This is a genomic window from Clostridium sp. UBA6640 (genome assembly GCF_002455975.1).
GTDB lineage: Bacteria > Bacillota > Clostridia > Clostridiales > Clostridiaceae > Clostridium_J.
The window spans coordinates 6,260-26,072 of sequence record NZ_DKLM01000015.1 but is presented as its reverse complement, the minus strand read 5'-3'; the positions used below and the strand labels follow the sequence as shown (position 1 = coordinate 26,072).

Sequence of the window (19,813 nt, the reverse complement as noted above, 5' to 3'; positions counted from 1 at the left end):
ATTTTTATTAAGGAACCCTATAAGTTTAGCCTTTAATAAAAAGTACATGCATCTATCATAGAAACAATTAATAAATTAATATTGACAAAAGAAATGTATAAAGGTTCAAATTTACCTTTGCTAGGGAGATGATTTTATGGTAAGTAATAGTTCTATGTTTTTTATGATTTTAACTTTTTTAGTAAGTACTATATTGCCTATTTTATTAGTTATATTTTTTTATAAGAAAGAAAAAATTTCTTTAAAAGTAGTGTTTATTGGTGCTATAGCCTTCGTTATAGCTACTCAAGTTTTGGAAGCACCAATTCATAAAATGGTTTTAATAAATAATAAAACCACAGCAGAACTTTTTAAAAATCCTTGGCTTTATATGTTATATGGTGGTCTTATGGCAGGGATATTTGAAGAGGTTAGTAGATATTTAATGTTTAAATTTATTTTAAAAGGCAATAGACAGTGGAAAGATGGTCTTGCCTATGGCATTGGTCATGGGGGCATAGAGGCAATGTTAATAGTAGGAATGACTTTTTTAAATAATATTATAATGGCACTTCAAATAAATAGTGGAAGCTTTGAAAAACTATTGCAAGTAGAAGGAGCACCACTAGAAGCGTTAAAGGCAGTATATATACAAATGGTAAGCTCACCAAGTTACATATGGGGAATAGCTTCAATTGAGAGGATTTGCACAATAATAATTCAAATTGCCTTATCATTGATAGTCCTTTATGCTATAAAAGAAAGAAAAAATATTTATCTATTATTAGCTATATTGATACATGCAGCAATAGATTTTCCAGCAGCACTTCATCAAGCAGGAGTAATAAAAAGTATTGCTATAATTGAGGAATTTTTAATTATAGTAGCAGTTATAGCTTTAGCATTTATAGTAAAGAGCAAAAAGTTATTTAGTGATAAGAAAATCAATTCCAATTTAGAAGCTAACAAATATTAAAAGCTTAGGACTTAAGTCCTAAGCTTTTATATCTTGTAAGTTTTAAAATTGTAAATTATTAATTTAAATTCTAAAATTAATCTCTACTTCTAATATCTATAGAACCCATGCTGCTATTTGCAATAATTCTATTATTACTATTATTGATACTTCCATCTATTTCAGAACCTTTATGAATAGACATATTTAAAGGAAAATCACAGCTAACAGATCCCATGCTAGTTTTTGCTGAAAGGGAAAACTCAGATTTTTTAGGAAGAGTTAGATTTATAGAACCCATAGATGCTTCTAAGTCTACATTATTATCATTAAATTCATCATAGTCTATATTTATTTCTCCCATGCTAATTTCAGCTTTTAAATTTCCTCTAAAATTTTTTATATTAGCTGAACCCATAGAAAGTTCAATTTCACTTTCTTTAGTATATATCTTATCTCCAGTTAAGTCTCCCATGCTATTATCATATTCAAAGTAGTTGCAATTAATATTATTTATAAGGGATTTACCCAGAGATAGAGAGCATTTTAAATTATCTAAATCTAAGTTGTCTAAATTCATATCTCCTAATTTAGTATCTAAAGAGAGGCTTTTATTATAATTTTTAGGAATATAAATTTCTAAAGATATTCTACTATTTCCTAAATTTTTAAGACTTGATTTATACTGAATTTCTATTTTTGCTTCTGTGCCATAGGAATTGACATTTAAAGTTGGAACTGAATTTTTAAAAAAATTTTCGTTGTAACTAAAAATTAACTTTACATCTTTTCTATCCTCTGAGGTAATCTTTATGCTTCCTAAAGCAGCATCAATATCAATATTATTTATGTCATCTATTGATAAGATTTTTTCTGTTCTAAATTGAACTCCAGTACCAATATTACTATTATTTATTATAACATTTTTATTTGAGCTAAATAAAGATATTATGCCACTTAGGAAAAAACAGAGAAACATCACTCCTAGTAAAACATAAATAATTTTTTTTGTCTTAGAATTATTGACCATAATCTTCCTCCTAAATAAAGAATATTAAATTTTATATCCATATTGTTCTTATATTGTATCATAATTTTACTCACATATTATGTGAGTAAAATAATTGATAGTATGGAATATTTGATAAAAATGCTACATAATATAATTTTATAATCCAGAATATGACTTTAACATAACAAAAGCAATTAGAAGAAAAGAATTTATTATTTAGATATTCTAAATTTTTTCATATAGATATTAAATTAATTGCAATATTGTGAGGGGGATATTTATGAGAGCGTTGTTAGTTTTAGATGTGCAAAAATACATATTAGGTCAGAAAGACTTTTGGGAAGAAAAAGATAAAATAAAAAAATTAATTCATATATTTAGAGAAAAGGGTGAAATAGTTATATTTACAAGACATATAGAGAATATAAAAGAAAGCCCTTTTAATAAGAATAACAATTCTTCAGAAATCCATGAAGAATTTGATAATTTATATGATTATATAATTGAAAAAACAACTCAGAGTGCTTTTTATAAAACTAATCTAGAAAGAGTATTAAAGGCAGAGAATATAGATGAAGTAATTGTTACAGGATTTAATACAGAATATTGTTGTATGTTTACCTCTATTGCTGCTTTTGATAGAGGATATAATGTAACTTTTATACAGGATGCTAGTGGAACAGTAAGCAATGGAGGAATATGTGGTACTAAAGACATAGATATAAAGGATTTTGTAGGTTCTATAATAAGTCTATCTAATACTATTAAAGTTGTGAATTATGATGAATTTTTAAATAAATAGAAATAACGTATACTTTTTCTAATAGTATTATTGTGAATTTATTTAAGTCATTGATGGATAATGTTGTAAAATGCATTCAGAGATAACTAGTAGTCTTACTAGTTATTTTTGAATATGGATATGTTGTTTTCTAATTATTTGATGATATAATATTAATATACAGATATTTGAAAATATTTTAAATATTATATATATTTAAAATATTTAGATGTATTAATTTATCAAGGGGGCAAAAGAGAGGGTGCTATGGGGAAAGAAAAAGTGATTGTTGTGGCAGATATTCATGCCAATATACATGCCTTAAATGTTTTCTTAGATTATTTAAACAATGAAAATGAAGATGTAAAGTATATTCTAAATTTAGGAGACTTTATTCAAGAAGGTCCTAACCCGACAGAGGTTTTTGATGTTGTTATGAATGATAAAAGATTTGTAAATATCTTAGGGAATAATGAACATATATTGATAAATAGAAATTTTGAAAATTTTCCAGAGGGAGAAATCGAGCATCAAAATTGGAACATTGAGCTTCTAGGGGAAGAGAGAATTTGTAGATTGAAAACTTTACCAACAGAAAGAATTATTAATATTTGCGGTAAGAAGATACTTATGGTACATTCTAGAATAGATAGCATGACTGACCTACCTTTACTATACAAGGAGGTTACTTTAGATAAGTACACAGAAGATTATGGAGAGATTTGTGATTATGTGCTAATTGGACATACTCATTGCCAAAGTTTAGTTAAACATTGGAGTGGTAAACCAATAATAAATCCTGGTTCAATAGGATGTTCTAGAGATGGTCTTGTGAACTTTGCAATCCTAGAATTTGATGGAAAAGTTGTGGATATCAATTTTAAAACTATAAATTATGATTTAGATGCTGTAGTTATGGATTTTTTTAAATATAATGTTCCAGATAAGGAACATATTCTAAAGTTTATATATGGAATGAATTAAGGTTTTAATTGGAGAACCTATTCCTAATATAGTGAAAGAATTGAACTTACTTTAAAAATAAATTAATTTATTTATAACTTACTATTATGTAAGTTATTTTTATCTTATAGCGAGTAAAATAGAATAATTTAAAACTATATAGGGATACAATGTGAAAATTTAAGGTATACTCTGGAAAATAGGTTTTCTATAAAAATAACTTAAATCCTTNNCTAAAGGTGAATTTCTTAAAATAAAATTTATGTTAATAAAACTCCAAAGGTTTTGACCGTGGAGTTTTAACCGCAATTATTCATCTTTAATTCTTAATTTTTAATCCATAAATGAGAATTTTTATTGTAGGAATTAAAATCATGAAGAAATCCTATAACTATAAGTGACCTTCAAAGCTAACTTATCTTAAAGGAAAATAATAAAATTAGTAGAATATATAACTATACGCAAAATATGGAGGAAAACAATTATGAAAGTATTTGCTAGTCCAAAGGATTATTTAATTCCGATAATCAAGGATTTAGGCGGAAAATTTCAAAATGATTTTTATTTAAGATTAATTGCTATAGAAAATGATTTTAATGAAAATATTGTTTTAAATTCAATTTCTTTTAATTTGCTTAATAATAAAGGAGAAGTATTAAAAGAGATAAGTTATAGGGGAAACACTCTTGAAAATAGAGCAAAGGATAGTATTAAAGAATTAAATATTTATAGAGAAAATATAATTTATGAGTGTTTAGGGTTAGAAAAATTTTGGAATAATGATAGCTTAAGTGCAAGCCTAACAATAGAAGCAAATAAGCAGTTTGTAATTATGGCAGAATATTTTAATTTAATTACCTATGATGAAATTGAAAAAGTGGAAATAGTTATAAATTATAATATAAATAATGAAAGTATGAACTATATCCATAGTCTTCCACTTAAAGCTTATGAAGTAAAAAATTCTTATGTTTTTCCGGTAAAGGGAACCTGGATAGCTACAGATATCTATTCTTCTATTGATAGCCATAGATGGTGTTATAATTCAGAATTTGCTTTTGATTTAGGCCAACTTAATGAGGATTTTATGCTTATAACTAAAAAGGAAATGGAAAATGAAGAATATGTCCATTATGGAAAAGAAATAGTGGCTATTGGAGATGGAACAGTAATAGAGGCTTATAATGATTTTCCAGAGTATTCATTAGGATATAAGAATAAATTAGAAAGAAGTCATTATGATAATCTTGAAAAGATTCATGGACCTGTTCCACGTTCTGCAGGGAATTATGTTATTATAGAACATGCAAATAGTGAATACTCTTTTTACTGTCATATTATACCAAATAGTGTTCAAGTAAAGAAAGGCCAAAAAGTTAAAGCAGGAGAAGTACTAGGTAAATTAGGTAGTAGTGGAAATTCAAATTGTCCTCATCTTCATTTTCATTTAATGGATGGACATAATAAGCTTACAGCAAGGGGATTACCTTGTAATTTTATAAATATAAAAGATATAACAAATGAAGAAATAAACTTTATTGATGAAGATTCTATGATAATAAAAACACTTTAATTTAGTATACTGTATAGGAGAAAAGCATGATAAAAGACGAGTTAAGGCAATGGGGTTTAGCTGCCATTGTAGGTATTATTTTAGCATTAGGTATAAATTATTTTTTATTCTTTATCTGTAAAATACCTTCTGCTTCCATGGAACCAACCATAATGACAGGAGATCGACTTATTGCTACAAGGATCTATAATAAAGATAAAATAAAAAATGGAGAAATTGTGGTATTTCATTCTGAAGAAGAGAACGAATTGCTAATAAAAAGAGTAATTGGTATAGGTGGAGATAAAATTAAAATTCAAGATAATGGTGAGGTTTTTGTTAATGATAAAAAATTAGAAGAAAACTATGTTTTAAACAATGAAGAAGTAGGAGGAGAATACACAGTTCCTAAAGATCATTTCTTCTTTCTAGGAGATAACAGAGCAAGATCTTTCGATAGTCGAAAATGGAACAATCCATATATTCATAAAAAAGATATTAAAGGAAAAGCAAGAATTATAATTTATCCTTTTAATAGAATTGAAATTATGTAGTATTAGTATAAATTACTTTTTATAATATAAGGTTTATAGTTAAATTAGAAATTTTTACAGTTATGCATTGAATAAATATTAATTAAGTCTACAATCTTTATTGTAGGCTCTTTTTCTTTTATATATTTTTTTGTATAATTAATAGAGAGAATTATTTAATAATGATTATTAGATAAGGGGTGAGAAAAATTACAGAAGAACAAATTATTGCTATGCTTGAAAGAGATCCAATTTTAATAAGGAATATTTCAATTCCTACAGAAGAAATGAAATTTACGGCACTTAGAAAAAACGGAACAGTAATAAGATATTTAAAAAATTCTACAGAAGAGATGAAAAAGATAGCATTAAGAAGCAATATATGGGCAATAGAATTTATTGATGACCCTAGTGAAGAAATGTGCATATATGTAGTTAAAGAAGCTTGGAATACTTTAAAGTTTATAAAAAATCCTACTGAGGATTTGATTAAGCTAGGTATAGATCAAAAAGGATGGGCGATACAATATATAAAAAATCCAAGTGAAGAATTGCAACTTATGGCTGTAGAAAAGGATTTTGATTCTATAAAATATATAAAAAATCCAACTGAAAAAGTAAAACTTGCAGCAGTAGCTTTAAATTATAATGCTTTAAGATTTATTGACAATCCTTCTACAGAGGTTGAACTTACAGCAGTTAAACAAAATGAAGCAGCCTTAAATTTTATAGAAAATATAGATGAAGAGAAAAAACTGTTATTTTTAAATGAAAATGTACTTGTAATGAAGTACTTTAAGGATAGCATTCCTATTAAAAAGGTGGAAAAAGTATTTATAGATAAATTTAGTGATGAAAATATAGATGAAAAATATGTAATAGATTTCTTAAATTGCAGTAGTATAGAAAAAAATAATAATAATATATCTATGGATAAAGTTATTTTTATATACAAATATGGAAGTAAAAAATCAAAAAGAATTGTAGTAGATCAAAAGCTAAGTTATTAAGGGGGAAACTATGAATTTTGTAGATACACTATTAAGTGCTGAGCTGGTTATTAAAACTAATTCAGTGCCTTTAATTATTGGAGAAAGCGGCATAGGTAAGACCGCTCTTGCCAAAAGTCTTGCTGAGAGGAATAATTACTATTTAATTGTTATAGATGGTAATCTTTTAAAAGAGGGAGAGATAGGTGGTCTTCCTACGATAGAGGACTATATAGAATTTAATAAAGAAGGGTTGGAAATCAAAAAGAGAAGAACAGTATATGCTATTCACACAAAACTTCAAGAAATTGATAATACTACTATTAGTGGTAGAGAAGTACTATTATTTATAGATGAAATTAATCGATGTGAACATACAGTACAACAAGAATTGATGAATTTAATACTAAATAGAGAGATAAATGGTTACAGTTTATCTGATAATGTTAGTATATTAGCAGCCATGAATCCTTCAAATAAATATAATAGTTTTGAGGATACTGATTATCAAGTAGTAGATATGGACCCTGCACAAGAAAATAGATTTGTATGGTTAGAGATGGAGAGCAACGTTAAAAGTTGGCTTCAATGGGCGATTGAGAGTAATTTAAATAATAAAGTGATAGAATTTATTTCAACTTTTCCAGAGTATTTACATACTTCAGCTTTAGAAGAAACTGTTAAGGCTACACCTAGAAGCTGGGAGAGAGTTTCAAAGAGTTATAATCACTATAAAAATAATGAAGAAAATATACCATCAAGGATATTTTTTAATGTTTTAAAAGGAAATGTAGGTACTAAAATTGCACAAGAATTTATTAGTTTTATTGAAAGTGGCAATGAACCCTTAATAAGCTATGAAGAAATATTTGAAAATGAGGGTTTTTCACAGGAATTAAAAGATAAAGTGAAAAATGAAAGTCATTCTAGACTTTATTTAACCTCAAAGAATGTGCTATTTTATCTAGAAAATAAAGCTGATAAGGAAAGGGAAATAAAAATATTTTCGGATTTTCTTCAACTATATCCTGTAGATTTAAAAGTAGGAATAATGCAAGAAATAAAAGAAAATCATAAGAACTTATATTCTAAGTTTTTATATAATGATGATTTTGTTGAAGGATATTTTAAGGCTTATAGTGAGGTGAAAAATTAAGGGGTGTTTTATGGATAACAAATTTGAGAGTTTAAGAAAACAGCTCTATGAGGAAATAAGTGGATTAAAGAAAAGTGATGATTTAAAAGAAAATTTTAATGATAGATTTTTTCAAATTATAGATATGGTAAACTTTTCATTGATGGAAGACAGCGATAATTTCTATGGACATTTTCTTCTTCATATGAAGAGAAATATCAATTTAGAAATAGCTACACCTACTGGAATAACAGCAAACATTTCAGATTTTACTATACATTTTAACCCATTGCTCTTTATTCAATGTAGCTTAGAACAGATGCAAGGGCAAATTAAGCATGAAATTCACCATATTTTATCCTTACATCTAAATAGGGCAAAAGACTTAAAGAAAAAATATAGTACATTAGCTTTAAATATAGCCATGGATTTAGCAGTTAATCAATATATAGATAATCTACCACCATATTCTATTACTATAGATTGGGTTAATTTAAAGTATGGAGTTAAATTAGAACCTTTTAGCACTATGGAATATTATGCAGATAAAATACAAGAAGCATTGAATCTTTTAGATGAAGATAGCGATTCTGATGAAGATGATACCAAGGTAAATGATGAAATTGCTGATGAATATAATCCAGAAACAACCCATGATATATGGGAATTTTCAGAGCAAATAGATGAAAAACTTTTAAAAGAACTTACTAAAAAATATGTTGATAAAGCACGTAAAGGTGATCTACCTGTATTTATAGATACTATGATTAAAGATTTAAATGGGAAAACAGCAGAAATTCCTTGGAATATATACTTAAAAAAGCTTATGGGGAACGTACCTAGTGGATATAAAAAAACTATAACTAGAAGGAATAGAAGGCAACCAGAAAGATATGATTTAAGAGGAAGGTTATCTAAACAAATTGCTAAGATTACCATAGCAATTGACATAAGTGGAAGTGTTAGTGATGAAGAAATAGAACAGGCATTTATAGAGATTTTTTCTATTGTAAGAAATTATAATCATAAAATAACAATAGTTGAATGTGATAGTGAGATAAGAAGGGTCTATACTATAAAATCTATTAAAGACTTAAAGAAAAAAGTTGATACAAAAGGTGGCACAAAATTTTCTCCAGTTTTTGATTTTGTTAATAAAAATAAAAGCAATATACTTATATATTTTACTGATGGTGAAGGTGAAGATAGACTTGAAGTTACTCCTAAAGGATATAAAACTATCTGGATTATCAGTGGAAGAGGAAATAAGCTATCCTTAACAAAGCCTTTTGGCACTCTGAAAAAATTAAAAAGAATTGAAGTTGTAGATAATATAGATATGTATGATGTAAGAACTGATGGCTGGTCCATGAATAGTCAACAGCCAGTTGAAGAATAGGTTATTCAATGCACAATGCACAATTCACAATTATGGATATTTCTCAGTATTAACTTCCACCCCTGGGGTTTATAATAAAATTGTATATTTTAAACAAAATTAAAGTAGCTACAAAATTTAATTTTGAGACTATTTTCTATTTAAACCCCTGGGGTGCAGTATGATATGGAACTGTATCTGCAACATTTAAACAATTATATAGCTTATCTCCACAGTATTAGTTTAAATTCATTAATTTTTGCTTCAAACTATACTGCACCTCAGGGNNCAGGGGAACCCTAAAGGGTTTCACTACTGTTCCCCAGAGGTGGATTAGCTAGCAATTGTATTGCTAGTCAAAAAAATCCGTTCAAAGAAATCATTTTGACTAAAAATAATTTCATCCATAATTGTGAATTATTTTAAGTTGTGAATTATTTAAAATTCAATCCCTGCCATTTTAAGCAGATATAATGCGTTTTTAGTTTTACTTACACCTTCTCGTAGCTTATAGTCAAAATTAATACTGTTATCAACGTAGTATTCTCTAAAATTATAATTTTTAATTTTAGAGTTTTCCATAGCAAGATCACAAAGCTCTAGATCATGAGTGGATACCATTCCTAAAGTGTTTCTCTTGCTTAGTTGATTTATTAAAACTTTAGCACCTATATGCCTATCTGTAGAGTTGGTACCTTTAAATATTTCATCTAATAAAAAGAAGATAGGAGTATTATCATTTGAAGCTTCAATTAAAGACTTCACTCTAAGAATTTCTGCATAAAAAGAAGAAATACTTTCTTCAAGATTATCCACGATTCTCATGCAGGTGTAAATCTTCATTTTGCTACATTTAAAGCTAGAAGCAGCTACCTTAGTTCCACTATATGAAAGCACCATATTAAGTCCTATAGTTCTAAGTAAAGTACTTTTTCCAGACATATTAGAACCAGTAATTAATGCTATAGAATTAATATTGTTTAAAGAGAAACTATTAGATACTGAACTTTCTCCTAATAGGGGATGATGAGCTCCTTTTGTTTCTAATACAAGATTATTTTTTTCAAAGGTTGGCAAAGTATAATTCGGATTATCATGATTTATTAACGCTAAGCTACAAAGTGCTTCAATTTCTCCAACAACCTCTACATATTTTTGAATGTTCTTTCCATAAGATTTTTTCCAATTTTCAAGACCTAATATAGCTCTATAATCCATTAAAAATAAGATGTTTAATGGGAAATAAAAAAAGTTCTTTTTATCTTGAATAAGAGAAATTATTTTAGAAAGTTCTTTTATTTGATGATTTACTTTTTTATTTCCATTACCCTTTAACTCTTGTTGAAGTTTTATTAGATAACTGCTTTTAAAATGTTTGTTTTCAAATTGCTCTATCATTGAGCCATAGGCATATATATCTTCTTTATATTTAAAAATTTCTCCTAGAAGAATTTCTCTATTTTTTACATCTACTATTAAAAGAATGATCTGAAATCCTATTAAGATTTTTCCTATATTAAAAGATAAACTAGGGATAAACCAAGGTAGTATTAAAAATATTATTGTTATTAAAGGAAAGATTTTAATAGCTATAGAAACTATAGGTTTTAAATAAATTTTATTATATAAACTTCCCCAAGCTATAAGCTCAGAAGGATCCTTAAATTCATCTTTAATTTTTTCGCCTTCACTAATAAACCTTTGCATAAAGCTTAAATTAGAGGCAAATTCTTCTATAGCAACTTGCCTTTCATATATTTCCTCAATAGAAAAATCTACTTCTCCACAAAGAACTGCTTTTAATTTACGCCTTCCTAAAAAGCTATTACAGCAGTTTATCATTTGAAAAAGCGAGCCTTTACCTAGAATATCTAGATCCATAGCATAGTTATGATTTTTTATCATTAAATCTTCCCCAGTATCGGGAAAGGTTTTCCATTTGCCCGAAACTCTATCAATAGATCTTTTATTTAGATTTTTAATAGTCATTATAAGAGTTTTTTTCATTTCAAGATTTTTATGTATATTTCCCAAAAGGAAAAATGCTATTAAAAAAGCAATAAAAGTTAAGGAAGATAAGGAATAAATTCCTTTTTTGTATAAAAGAAAAAATACTAAAAATGATACTATAACCAGTATAAGTCTCAACTTACTAATGAAATTCATTAATTTATATTGACGTTTTTCAAGACGTTCAAAGGCTGCTACTCTTCTTTCATATTTTTTTACAAGGTTTTTCATCACGCACCTCCTGTATCTATATATTACCATTATTTTTTAAATATACAACTTTAATTAATGAAGAATTGAAAATGGACAATTGACAATTGTGGTGGAAATTATTTTTGAGTAAAATAATTTCTTTAATGGATTTTTAGTGAGCAATGCAATTGCTAGTTTTCCACCTCTGGGGAANNATTTTGCATTGTGAATTGAATACTTTCTAGCATTTAATAAATGAGCAATTAAGTGGGAAGAGTAATAATAAGGAACTAAGTCATTAAAAAAATATAAGTATAAAAGCTTATAAAGTTGACACTTAGTACAAATAAATATTAAAATATAACACTGTAGAAGATTTTAATAATTCATAATCGAGAATTAAGGATTTAAAGTTAAATAGAAATTCAACTATAGTAAATTAAATTTAAACTTTTTATTAAGATAAGAAGTATGTAGAATTATATATTCTTAGCAATTAATTATTAATTGTATAGGTTATGGATTAAAATAAAGGTGGATGAAAAATGGTTAGGACAATTGATTATAAGGAACTTCGAGGAGATTATGTTTTAGTTGATGTGAGAAGCCCAGGGGAATATAAGGAAGCAACAATACCTGGAGCAGTAAATATTCCATTATTTAATGATGAAGAAAGAGCTTTAATAGGCACTATCTATACTAGAGAAAGTACAGAAAAAGCTAAAAGATTAGGAGTAGATGTAGTATCTAAAAATCTACCTAAAATTTATGAACAAGTAATAGATTTAGAGAAAAAATATAAGAAAGTTGTTATGTTTTGTGCAAGAGGAGGTATGAGAAGTGCCTCTATAGCAGAGTTACTTGGCACCTTAGGTGTAAAAATTGAAAGAATTAAAAATGGATATAAGGGATATAGAGCAGCAATAAATGAAGAACTTCCAAAATTAAATGAAGAAGTTACTTATGTAGTGCTTCATGGGAATACAGGAGTAGGTAAAACTGAAATTCTTAAAAGGCTTATGGAAAATGATTGTGATGTATTAGACTTAGAAGGATTTGCTAATCATAGAGGGTCTATCTTGGGCTCTGTTGGACTGGGAGAAACTCGTTCTCAAAAGTACTTTGAATCTTTAATTTATGAAGAACTTAAAAATAGAAAGAGCAATTATGTTTTTATTGAAGCTGAAAGCAGAAGAATAGGAAGAATTTTAATACCAGAATATATCCATAATAAAATGAAAGAAGGCATACATGTTTTTGTTGATGCAGATTTAGATTTTAGAAGTAATTTAATTATTGATGAATATACTAAAGGAAAAAATTGTAATGAAGAGCTTTGTGATGCTATAATGAAGATTAGAAAGCATATTAGTGTGGCTGATTTGGAACAATATTGTGAAAGAATAAGAAATAATGATTATATAGACGTAGTAAAGGAACTTATGGTAAGATATTATGATCCGCTTTATATGCATAGTTCTAATCAATATAAATATGATTTAAAAATAATCGTAGAAAGTATAGAAGCTTCTGCAAAGCAATTAGAAGACTTTATTGATAACTATAAAAATGATGTGAATTAGCAAAAAGCAGAACATTTGTTTCTGTTTTTTGCTTTTTTATCTTTACTATAAATAAGTAAAGTTATAAAATAACATTTGTAACCAAAAACAAACTTAGTATGGAGGTAAGAATGATTTTAGAAAATAAAGATATTAACAGTTATGAAGTTACGGATTTAACTTCTTTAGAAAAACTAGAACCTGTTAGAGTTAGGCCAGGGATGTATATTGGATCAACAGGAACAAAAGGACTTCATCATTGTATTTGGGAAATCTTTGATAATGCCATAGACGAAATTGCTAATGGTTATGGAGATAGTGCAGAATTGGTTTTAAATAGTGATAAAAGTGTAACTATTATAGATAATGGTAGGGGAATTCCTACAGGAATACATCCTATAAAGAAGAAGTCCGGTGTAGAAATGGTATATACAGAACTTCATACAGGAGGAAAGTTTAATAATTCTAACTATAAGACTTCAGGGGGACTTCATGGTGTTGGTGCAGCGGTAGTAAATGCGCTTTCATCTTGGCTTGAGGTTGAAGTTAAACAAAAGGGACAAATTTTTCGTCAGCGTTTTGAATATGCTTATGATAAAGAGCTTAAGAAGAAAATGCCTGGGACTCCAGTTACTAAGCTTGAAGCTGTAGGTAAGACTAAAGAAACAGGAACTAAAATAACCTTTATGGCTGATAGTGAAATTTTTGGAAATATAGATTATAAATTTGATCTTATTGATGAAAGACTTCAGGAATTAGCTTTTCAAAATAAAGGGATAACTTTAATTTTAAAAGATAATAGAAAAAGTGAACCTATAGAGAAAACGTACCATTCTGAAAGAGGATTATTAGACTTTATAGATTATTTAAATGAGAGTAAAACAATACTTCATAAGGACCCTATTTTATTTAATGGTGAAAGAGAAGTTAATGGAGTTAATTTGGATGGTGAAGTTTGTATCCAATTTACAGATTCCACTACAGAGCATATAGCTAGTTATGTAAATAATATTCCTACTACAGAAGCAGGAACTCATGAAACTGGTTTTAAGACTGGAATGACTAGAGCCTTTAAAGAGTGGAGCAGAAAGCTTAACCTAATTAAAGAAAAAGATAAAGAATTTGAAGGTGATGACTTAAGAGAAGGGATGACAGCAATTGTAAAAATAAAGGTTAGTAACCCTATATTTGAAGGTCAAACTAAAACAAAGTTAGGAAATGCAGAGGCTTATTCTATGATGAATGAGCTATGTTATCAAAAGATTGGTGAATGGATAGAAGATAATAAAGAAACAGCTACTATTATTATAAATAATGCTATTTCTGCTGCACAACGTAGAGAGAAGATTAAAAAAATAAATGAAGCTGAAAAAAAGAAAATAGGAAATGGTACATCGCCATTAGCAGGAAAGATAGCAGTATGCACGCTTAAAAATTCTCAGTTCACAGAGTTTATAGTAGTTGAGGGAGATTCAGCTGGTGGTAGTGCAAAACAAGCTAGAGATAGAAGATTTCAATCAATTATGCCTTCAAAAGGTAAAATAATGAATACAGAAAAACAAAAGTTAGAAAATGTATTGGCTAGTGAAGAGCTTAAAATTTTTAATACAGCTGTTGGAACGGGAGTTTTAGATAATTATAAAGAAGAAGATTTAAAATATGATAAAATAATTATTTTAAGTGATGCTGATGTAGATGGATATCATATACGTACATTATGGATGACTTATATTTATAGGTATATGAGACCATTAATTCAAAATGGCCATTTATATATAGCACTTCCTCCATTATATAAAGTTTATAAAAATAGTAAAAATGGTGAGATTTCTGAATATGCTTATAGTGATGAAGAATTACAAAAGGTAAAAAGGGAAATTGGAAAAGGTGCATTAATTCAACGATATAAAGGTCTTGGAGAAATGAATGCTGAACAATTATGGCAAACTACCTTAAATCCAGAAACTAGAACTCTTCAACGAGTGACTATTGAGGATGCATCGAAGGCTGAAAAAATGATTTCACTTTTAATGGGAGATATAGTGGAACCAAGGAAAAATTATATGTATAAATACGCAGAATTTTAGGAGGTGTTAAATCATGGCGAAGAAAAATAATCAGATTCCAATAGATAACAATATTATTAATACACCATTACATGAGGCGATGCCTGACAACTATCTTCCTTATGCAGTAGAAGTTTCAAAAGATAGAGCTCTACCAGATGTAAGAGATGGTCTAAAGCCTGTTCATAGGAGAATACTCTATGGTGCATATATGCTTAAAGCTTTTCCAGATAAGCCTTATTATAAATCTGCAAGAATAGTAGGGGATATACTAGGTAAATATCACCCACATGGTGATACATCTGTATATGATGCAATGGTAATTTTAGCTCAGGATTTCTCTACAAGAATGCCACTTATTGATGGTCATGGAAACTGGGGAAGTATTGATGGAGATAGCGCTGCTGCTATGCGTTATACAGAAGCTAGACTTTCAAAGATTTCCATGGAACTTTTAAAAGATATAGATAAAAATGTAGTAGATATGGTGGACAATTATTCTGATACCGAAAAAGAGCCATCTGTATTACCAGGAAGATATCCAAATCTTTTAGTAAATGGAGCCTTTGGTATAGCAGTAGGTCTTGCTACCAATATACCACCTCATAACTTGGGTGAGGTAATTGATGCTTCATTAGCTTATGCAGATAATAATGACATAACTACAAAAGAATTAATGTCATATATTCAAGGGCCAGATTTACCTACAGGTGGAACACTAATAGGAAAAAATGCCATTTTAGCTGCTTATGAAACAGGAGAAGGAAAGGTGACTCTAAGGGCAAAGACTCATATTGAAACCTTAGAAAATGGCCGATTAGGGATTGTAATAACAGAGTTCCCCTATAGAAAGAACAAGGCGAAATTACTTCAGTCCATATCTGATATGACTGGAGATAAGAAACATTCTAAAGCATTAGAAGGAATTTCTGATATTAGAGATGAATCGGACAGAGAAGGAATAAGAGCTGTTATAGAATTTAAGAAAAGTGCTACTAATGAAAGTGTAAATAAAGTTTTAAAATATTTATTTAAAAAAACAGAACTTCAATCTAATCTTTCCTTCAATATGGTAGCATTAGCAAATGGAAAACCAGAAACCTTAGGATTAAAGGAATTAATACGTCATTATGTTGAACATCAAAAGGATGTAGTAACTAGAAGAACGAAAAAAGAGCTTGAAATTGCAGAAAAAAGATTTCATATAGTTGAAGGTTTTATAAAAGCTATTGATATTATGGATGAGATTATAAAAACTATAAGAGCATCTAAGTCTAAAAAGGATGCTGCTATAAATCTAATATCTAATTTTGCGTTTACTGAGCTTCAAGCAGAAGCTATATTAGAAATGATGTTATATAGACTGACTGGACTTGAAATAAAAACTTTTGAAAAGGAATATAAAGAACTTGAAGTTCTTATGAGAAAATTAAGAAAAATTTTAGAAAATGAAAAAGAACTTATAAAAGTTATAAAAAAAGAACTTTTAGAAATAAAAGATAAATATGATGATAAAAGAAGAACAGAAATTATTGAAAATGACGATGAAGCTAAAATTGAATTAGAAGAATTAATAATAGAAGAGGATATAGTTATAACTGTTTCTAATGAAGGCTTTATAAAGAGAACGCCACTAAAGTCATTTAATAGAACTTCTCAGGATGTAGAAGATATAGATCATCGAGAAGGGGATTATAATAGATTTTTACTTCAAAGTAATACAAAAGATACTTTAATTATCTTTACTTCAGCGGGAAACATGTATCAGTTAAAGGGAATTTCCATCCCAGAAGTTAAATGGAAAGAACGAGGAGAAAAGATAGAAAGTTTAATAAAAAGCTTAGATTTATCTAAAGAAGCTATTATAGCAGCTTTTGTTATAGAGAGTTTTGAATATCCAAGAAATTTATTATTATTTACATCTAGTGGTATGTTAAAGAAAACTGAGCTTTCTAAATTTAACACTAATTATACAAAGCTTTCTGCATTAAAATTAAGAGAAGGAGAAAAGCTTGTAGATGTAAAAATAGTTAATAAAGATAGAGAAGAGTGCTTTATAAGAGTTAATACAAAAAATGACTTGTGCTTTAATGTAGAAGAACCGATTATTGAAGAAAGTGATAGAAGTATACTGGGAAAACAACTTTTTAATTTACCTAATGGTGATGAAGTTATATCTATAGAATACACTGATGAATATGAATTTAGGGAGTTTTTCTTAAGTATAAATCCTAAGGGATTTATAAGAACAAGTAGTAGAAAATCTAACGATAAACTTATAACCTTAACTAATAGCAATGAAGAAGTTCTTTTATTTACAGAAAGAGGAAAGGTGCATAAGCTAAAAGGGTACATCCTTCAGAATGTAGATAAAAAAGGAATGAGTCTAGTTGAGCTGCTTCAAGATTATGATAAAGAAGATAAGATTATTAGTATAGTTTCTTTAAATAAATATGAAGATGAAAAAAGTTTTTACTTTATCACTAAAAAAGGATTAATTAAAAGAACCTTATGTAGCGAGTTTGAAGGAGATTATATCATAACTACTGGATATAAATTAAAAACTGAGGATGATAGAGTAATTTCTGTATCCTTAGAGAATAGTGATAATTCAGCACTAATTGTTACTGAAAAGGCTATGTGTATTAAATTTAATATCTCTACTATAAATACCATGGGTAAAAATGCTAGTGGAGTCACCGCTATTAGCTTAAAAGATGATGATAGTGTTATCTTTGGAGATATAATTTATGAAGAACTAGGTAGGCAGCTACATGAAAAAGAGAAGTATTTATGCGTAGATAAATTAAAAACAAATTTAATTTTAAATACTTTAAAAGGAGAAACAAAAACAATTACTATAAGTGATATAAGCACACAAAATAGAGCAGGCCGTGGAAAGAATATAATGCTATTTTTAAGTGATGATAAAATAGAGAGTGTTGAAAGAGAGTAAGATTAATGAAAAAGATATTCTTAAAAAATAAATTAAAGTTTATCTATACTCATAGTGAAAACACTATAACTTCTTTTACAATAGGATTCAATGCAGGTGCAATGGTAGAAGAGAGTAATGAACTTGGATTAGCCCATGTGGTTGAACATATGGTTTTTAAAGGAACTAAAAATAGAAGTGAAGCGGAAATCAATAATCAATGCGATAAAATTTTTGGATTTCATAATGCTATGACAAATTACCCTTATGTAGTTTATTATGGTACTTGCCTTCCAGAAGACTTTGAAAAGGGCTTAGAAGTTTATAGTGATATATTATTGAATCCTACTTTTGAGGAAGAGCATTTTAAAGATGAAATATCTGTGATTTGTGAAGAATTAAAGGAATGGGGCGATGATACATCTCAATTTTGTGAAGATAGGGTATTATTTAATGGATTTACTCATAGAAGAATAAAAGATCTTATTATAGGTAGTGAAGATATAATAAAGTCTTTTACGATAAGTGATGTAAAACACTTTTATGATAAATGCTATATACCTAATAATTGTACTATTTCAGTAGTATCTTCGTTGTGCTTTGAAGATGTATATAAAATAATAGACAAATATTTTTCTCAGTGGGAAGAAAAAGAATATCCAAATAATAAAATAGTTTATGAGGAAAATATATGTGGAACATTTATTGAAGAAAAAAGTGATATAAACTCTTGTAAAATACAATATATTTTTCCAATACACAATTTAAATCAGAGAGAAATAACTTTACTTAGAATATTTAATTCTTTTTTTGGCGAAGGAACTAGTAGTGTTTTATATGATGAAATAAGGACTAGAAGAGGGTTAGTTTATGATATAAGCTCTAAATTAAAAAATGAAAATGGCATTAAATTATATACTATAACCCTTGGTACCTCAAAAGAAAATATAGATACTTCAATTGAAATTATAAATAATGAAATTGAAAAAGTTAAAGTTTTAGATGGGTATTTTACAGAGGAAAAAATTAAAAGCATAATAAAATCTTTAAAATTAAAAAGAATTTTAGGATTAGAAAAATCTATATCATTATCTTTTAATATATGTATCTTTGATATTATGTATGGGGATTACACTATTTTATTTAATGAGTACGATATAGAAGATATAACTGAGGATGAAATTTTTAAAGTTGCAAATAGAGTCCTTAAAAACCCAACTATTCAAATAATAAAATCAAAATAGAAAAAGAAGTGATGGCATTTGGCCATCACTTCTTATTTTTTTATAATTTTATAATTATAAATATAAAAATACAAAAATAAATGTAAATATATATATAATTATATATATATTGCTTGAATTTATTTATAAATTATAATAAAATGCAATAGTGTCTTAAAATACATAAGAAAAAGCCAAATCTTTCTATAAAAGTGGAAAGTAAATTTCATACATAACTTTACTAAGATTTTTGTATAAATTTTTTTGAAAGATTTGTGAAAGGAGCAAAAGAAGTGGCTAATGAATATGAAAAGCTTTTTAGAATGCTTAAATTTAAGAATCTTAAAGCAAGAGGATGGGAGAGCGAAAGAAATTTTATATATGGAAAATATAATAATTATAATTTTACTGTTTTTCAAGGATCTGGTCATAAAAGAATAGTGATGCCTTTAAAAGGAGTATCTCAGCCAGAAATTGAAATAATTCAAAGCTTTTTAAGTAATAAGAGTAAAGATTTTAATTTAAAAAATTATTTTTTTGAAGAAGAA

At 27.6% G+C, this 19,813-nt stretch carries 15 protein-coding genes; 13 read left to right on the top strand and 2 right to left on the bottom strand.

Annotated features, from left to right (window positions below; genetic code table 11):
• The first annotated feature begins 136 nt into the window (after positions 1-136).
• Positions 137-955 carry a YhfC family intramembrane metalloprotease gene (locus B2W91_RS01675; RefSeq protein ID WP_291578525.1) on the top strand — a complete coding sequence of 273 codons (819 nt, stop codon included), beginning with the start codon at positions 137-139 and terminating at the stop codon, positions 953-955.
• A gap of 76 nt (positions 956-1,031) precedes the next feature.
• Here the strand turns inward: B2W91_RS01675 and B2W91_RS01670 are convergent, their stop codons facing one another.
• Positions 1,032-1,964, bottom strand: coding sequence for a DUF4097 family beta strand repeat-containing protein (locus B2W91_RS01670; protein ID WP_291578524.1), 933 nt, complete (start codon positions 1,962-1,964; stop codon positions 1,032-1,034).
• A gap of 262 nt (positions 1,965-2,226) precedes the next feature.
• Here B2W91_RS01670 and B2W91_RS01665 point away from each other — a divergent pair, with 262 nt between their 5' ends.
• From B2W91_RS01665 to B2W91_RS01635, 7 genes are all read left to right on the top strand, one after another.
• Positions 2,227-2,748: an isochorismatase family cysteine hydrolase gene (locus tag B2W91_RS01665; RefSeq protein ID WP_291578523.1), complete on the top strand. Its 522-nt coding sequence runs from the start codon at positions 2,227-2,229 to the stop codon at positions 2,746-2,748.
• 246 nt (positions 2,749-2,994) lie between these two features.
• Positions 2,995-3,711 (top strand): metallophosphoesterase family protein, encoded by a 717-nt coding sequence (locus B2W91_RS01660; protein ID WP_291578522.1) that lies wholly within the window; start codon positions 2,995-2,997, stop codon positions 3,709-3,711.
• A gap of 463 nt (positions 3,712-4,174) precedes the next feature.
• Positions 4,175-5,263, top strand: a complete 1,089-nt coding sequence (locus B2W91_RS01655) for a M23 family metallopeptidase (protein ID WP_291578521.1) — start codon at positions 4,175-4,177, stop codon at positions 5,261-5,263.
• A gap of 26 nt (positions 5,264-5,289) precedes the next feature.
• The gene (lepB, locus tag B2W91_RS01650; protein WP_291578520.1) at positions 5,290-5,796 is read left to right on the top strand and encodes a signal peptidase I; all 507 of its coding nucleotides are present in this window, start codon (positions 5,290-5,292) and stop codon (positions 5,794-5,796) included.
• Between the two features lie 179 nt (positions 5,797-5,975).
• Entirely contained in the window at positions 5,976-6,785 is an 810-nt protein-coding gene (locus tag B2W91_RS01645) for a hypothetical protein (RefSeq protein WP_349680770.1), read from the top strand.
• A 10-nt stretch (positions 6,786-6,795) separates the two neighbouring features.
• Positions 6,796-7,920 (top strand): ATP-binding protein, encoded by a 1,125-nt coding sequence (locus B2W91_RS01640; protein WP_291578519.1) that lies wholly within the window; start codon positions 6,796-6,798, stop codon positions 7,918-7,920.
• Between the two features lie 10 nt (positions 7,921-7,930).
• Complete coding sequence (locus B2W91_RS01635) at positions 7,931-9,298, top strand: VWA-like domain-containing protein (RefSeq protein WP_291578518.1); 1,368 nt, start codon at positions 7,931-7,933, stop codon at positions 9,296-9,298.
• Between the two features lie 417 nt (positions 9,299-9,715).
• Here B2W91_RS01635 and B2W91_RS01630 read toward each other — a convergent pair whose 3' ends face one another.
• A complete protein-coding gene (locus B2W91_RS01630) occupies positions 9,716-11,518 on the bottom strand; it encodes a MutS-related protein (protein ID WP_291578517.1) in 1,803 nt (600 codons plus the stop codon).
• A 506-nt stretch (positions 11,519-12,024) separates the two neighbouring features.
• Here B2W91_RS01630 and mnmH point away from each other — a divergent pair.
• The 5 genes from mnmH to B2W91_RS01605 all read left to right on the top strand — a co-directional run.
• The gene (mnmH, locus tag B2W91_RS01625; RefSeq protein ID WP_291578516.1) at positions 12,025-13,062 is read left to right on the top strand and encodes a tRNA 2-selenouridine(34) synthase MnmH; all 1,038 of its coding nucleotides are present in this window, start codon (positions 12,025-12,027) and stop codon (positions 13,060-13,062) included.
• A gap of 110 nt (positions 13,063-13,172) precedes the next feature.
• Positions 13,173-15,128, top strand: a complete 1,956-nt coding sequence (locus B2W91_RS01620; RefSeq protein ID WP_291578515.1) for a DNA gyrase/topoisomerase IV subunit B — start codon at positions 13,173-13,175, stop codon at positions 15,126-15,128.
• A 13-nt stretch (positions 15,129-15,141) separates the two neighbouring features.
• On the top strand, positions 15,142-18,063 hold the full coding sequence (locus B2W91_RS01615) for a DNA topoisomerase IV subunit A (protein ID WP_291578514.1): 2,922 nt from the start codon (positions 15,142-15,144) through the stop codon (positions 18,061-18,063).
• A gap of 5 nt (positions 18,064-18,068) precedes the next feature.
• A complete protein-coding gene (locus B2W91_RS01610) occupies positions 18,069-19,286 on the top strand; it encodes a M16 family metallopeptidase (protein ID WP_291578513.1) in 1,218 nt (405 codons plus the stop codon).
• A 272-nt stretch (positions 19,287-19,558) separates the two neighbouring features.
• Positions 19,559-19,813, top strand: a 255-nt coding sequence (locus B2W91_RS01605; RefSeq protein ID WP_291578512.1) for a hypothetical protein, incomplete at its 3' end; no start/stop codon positions are given.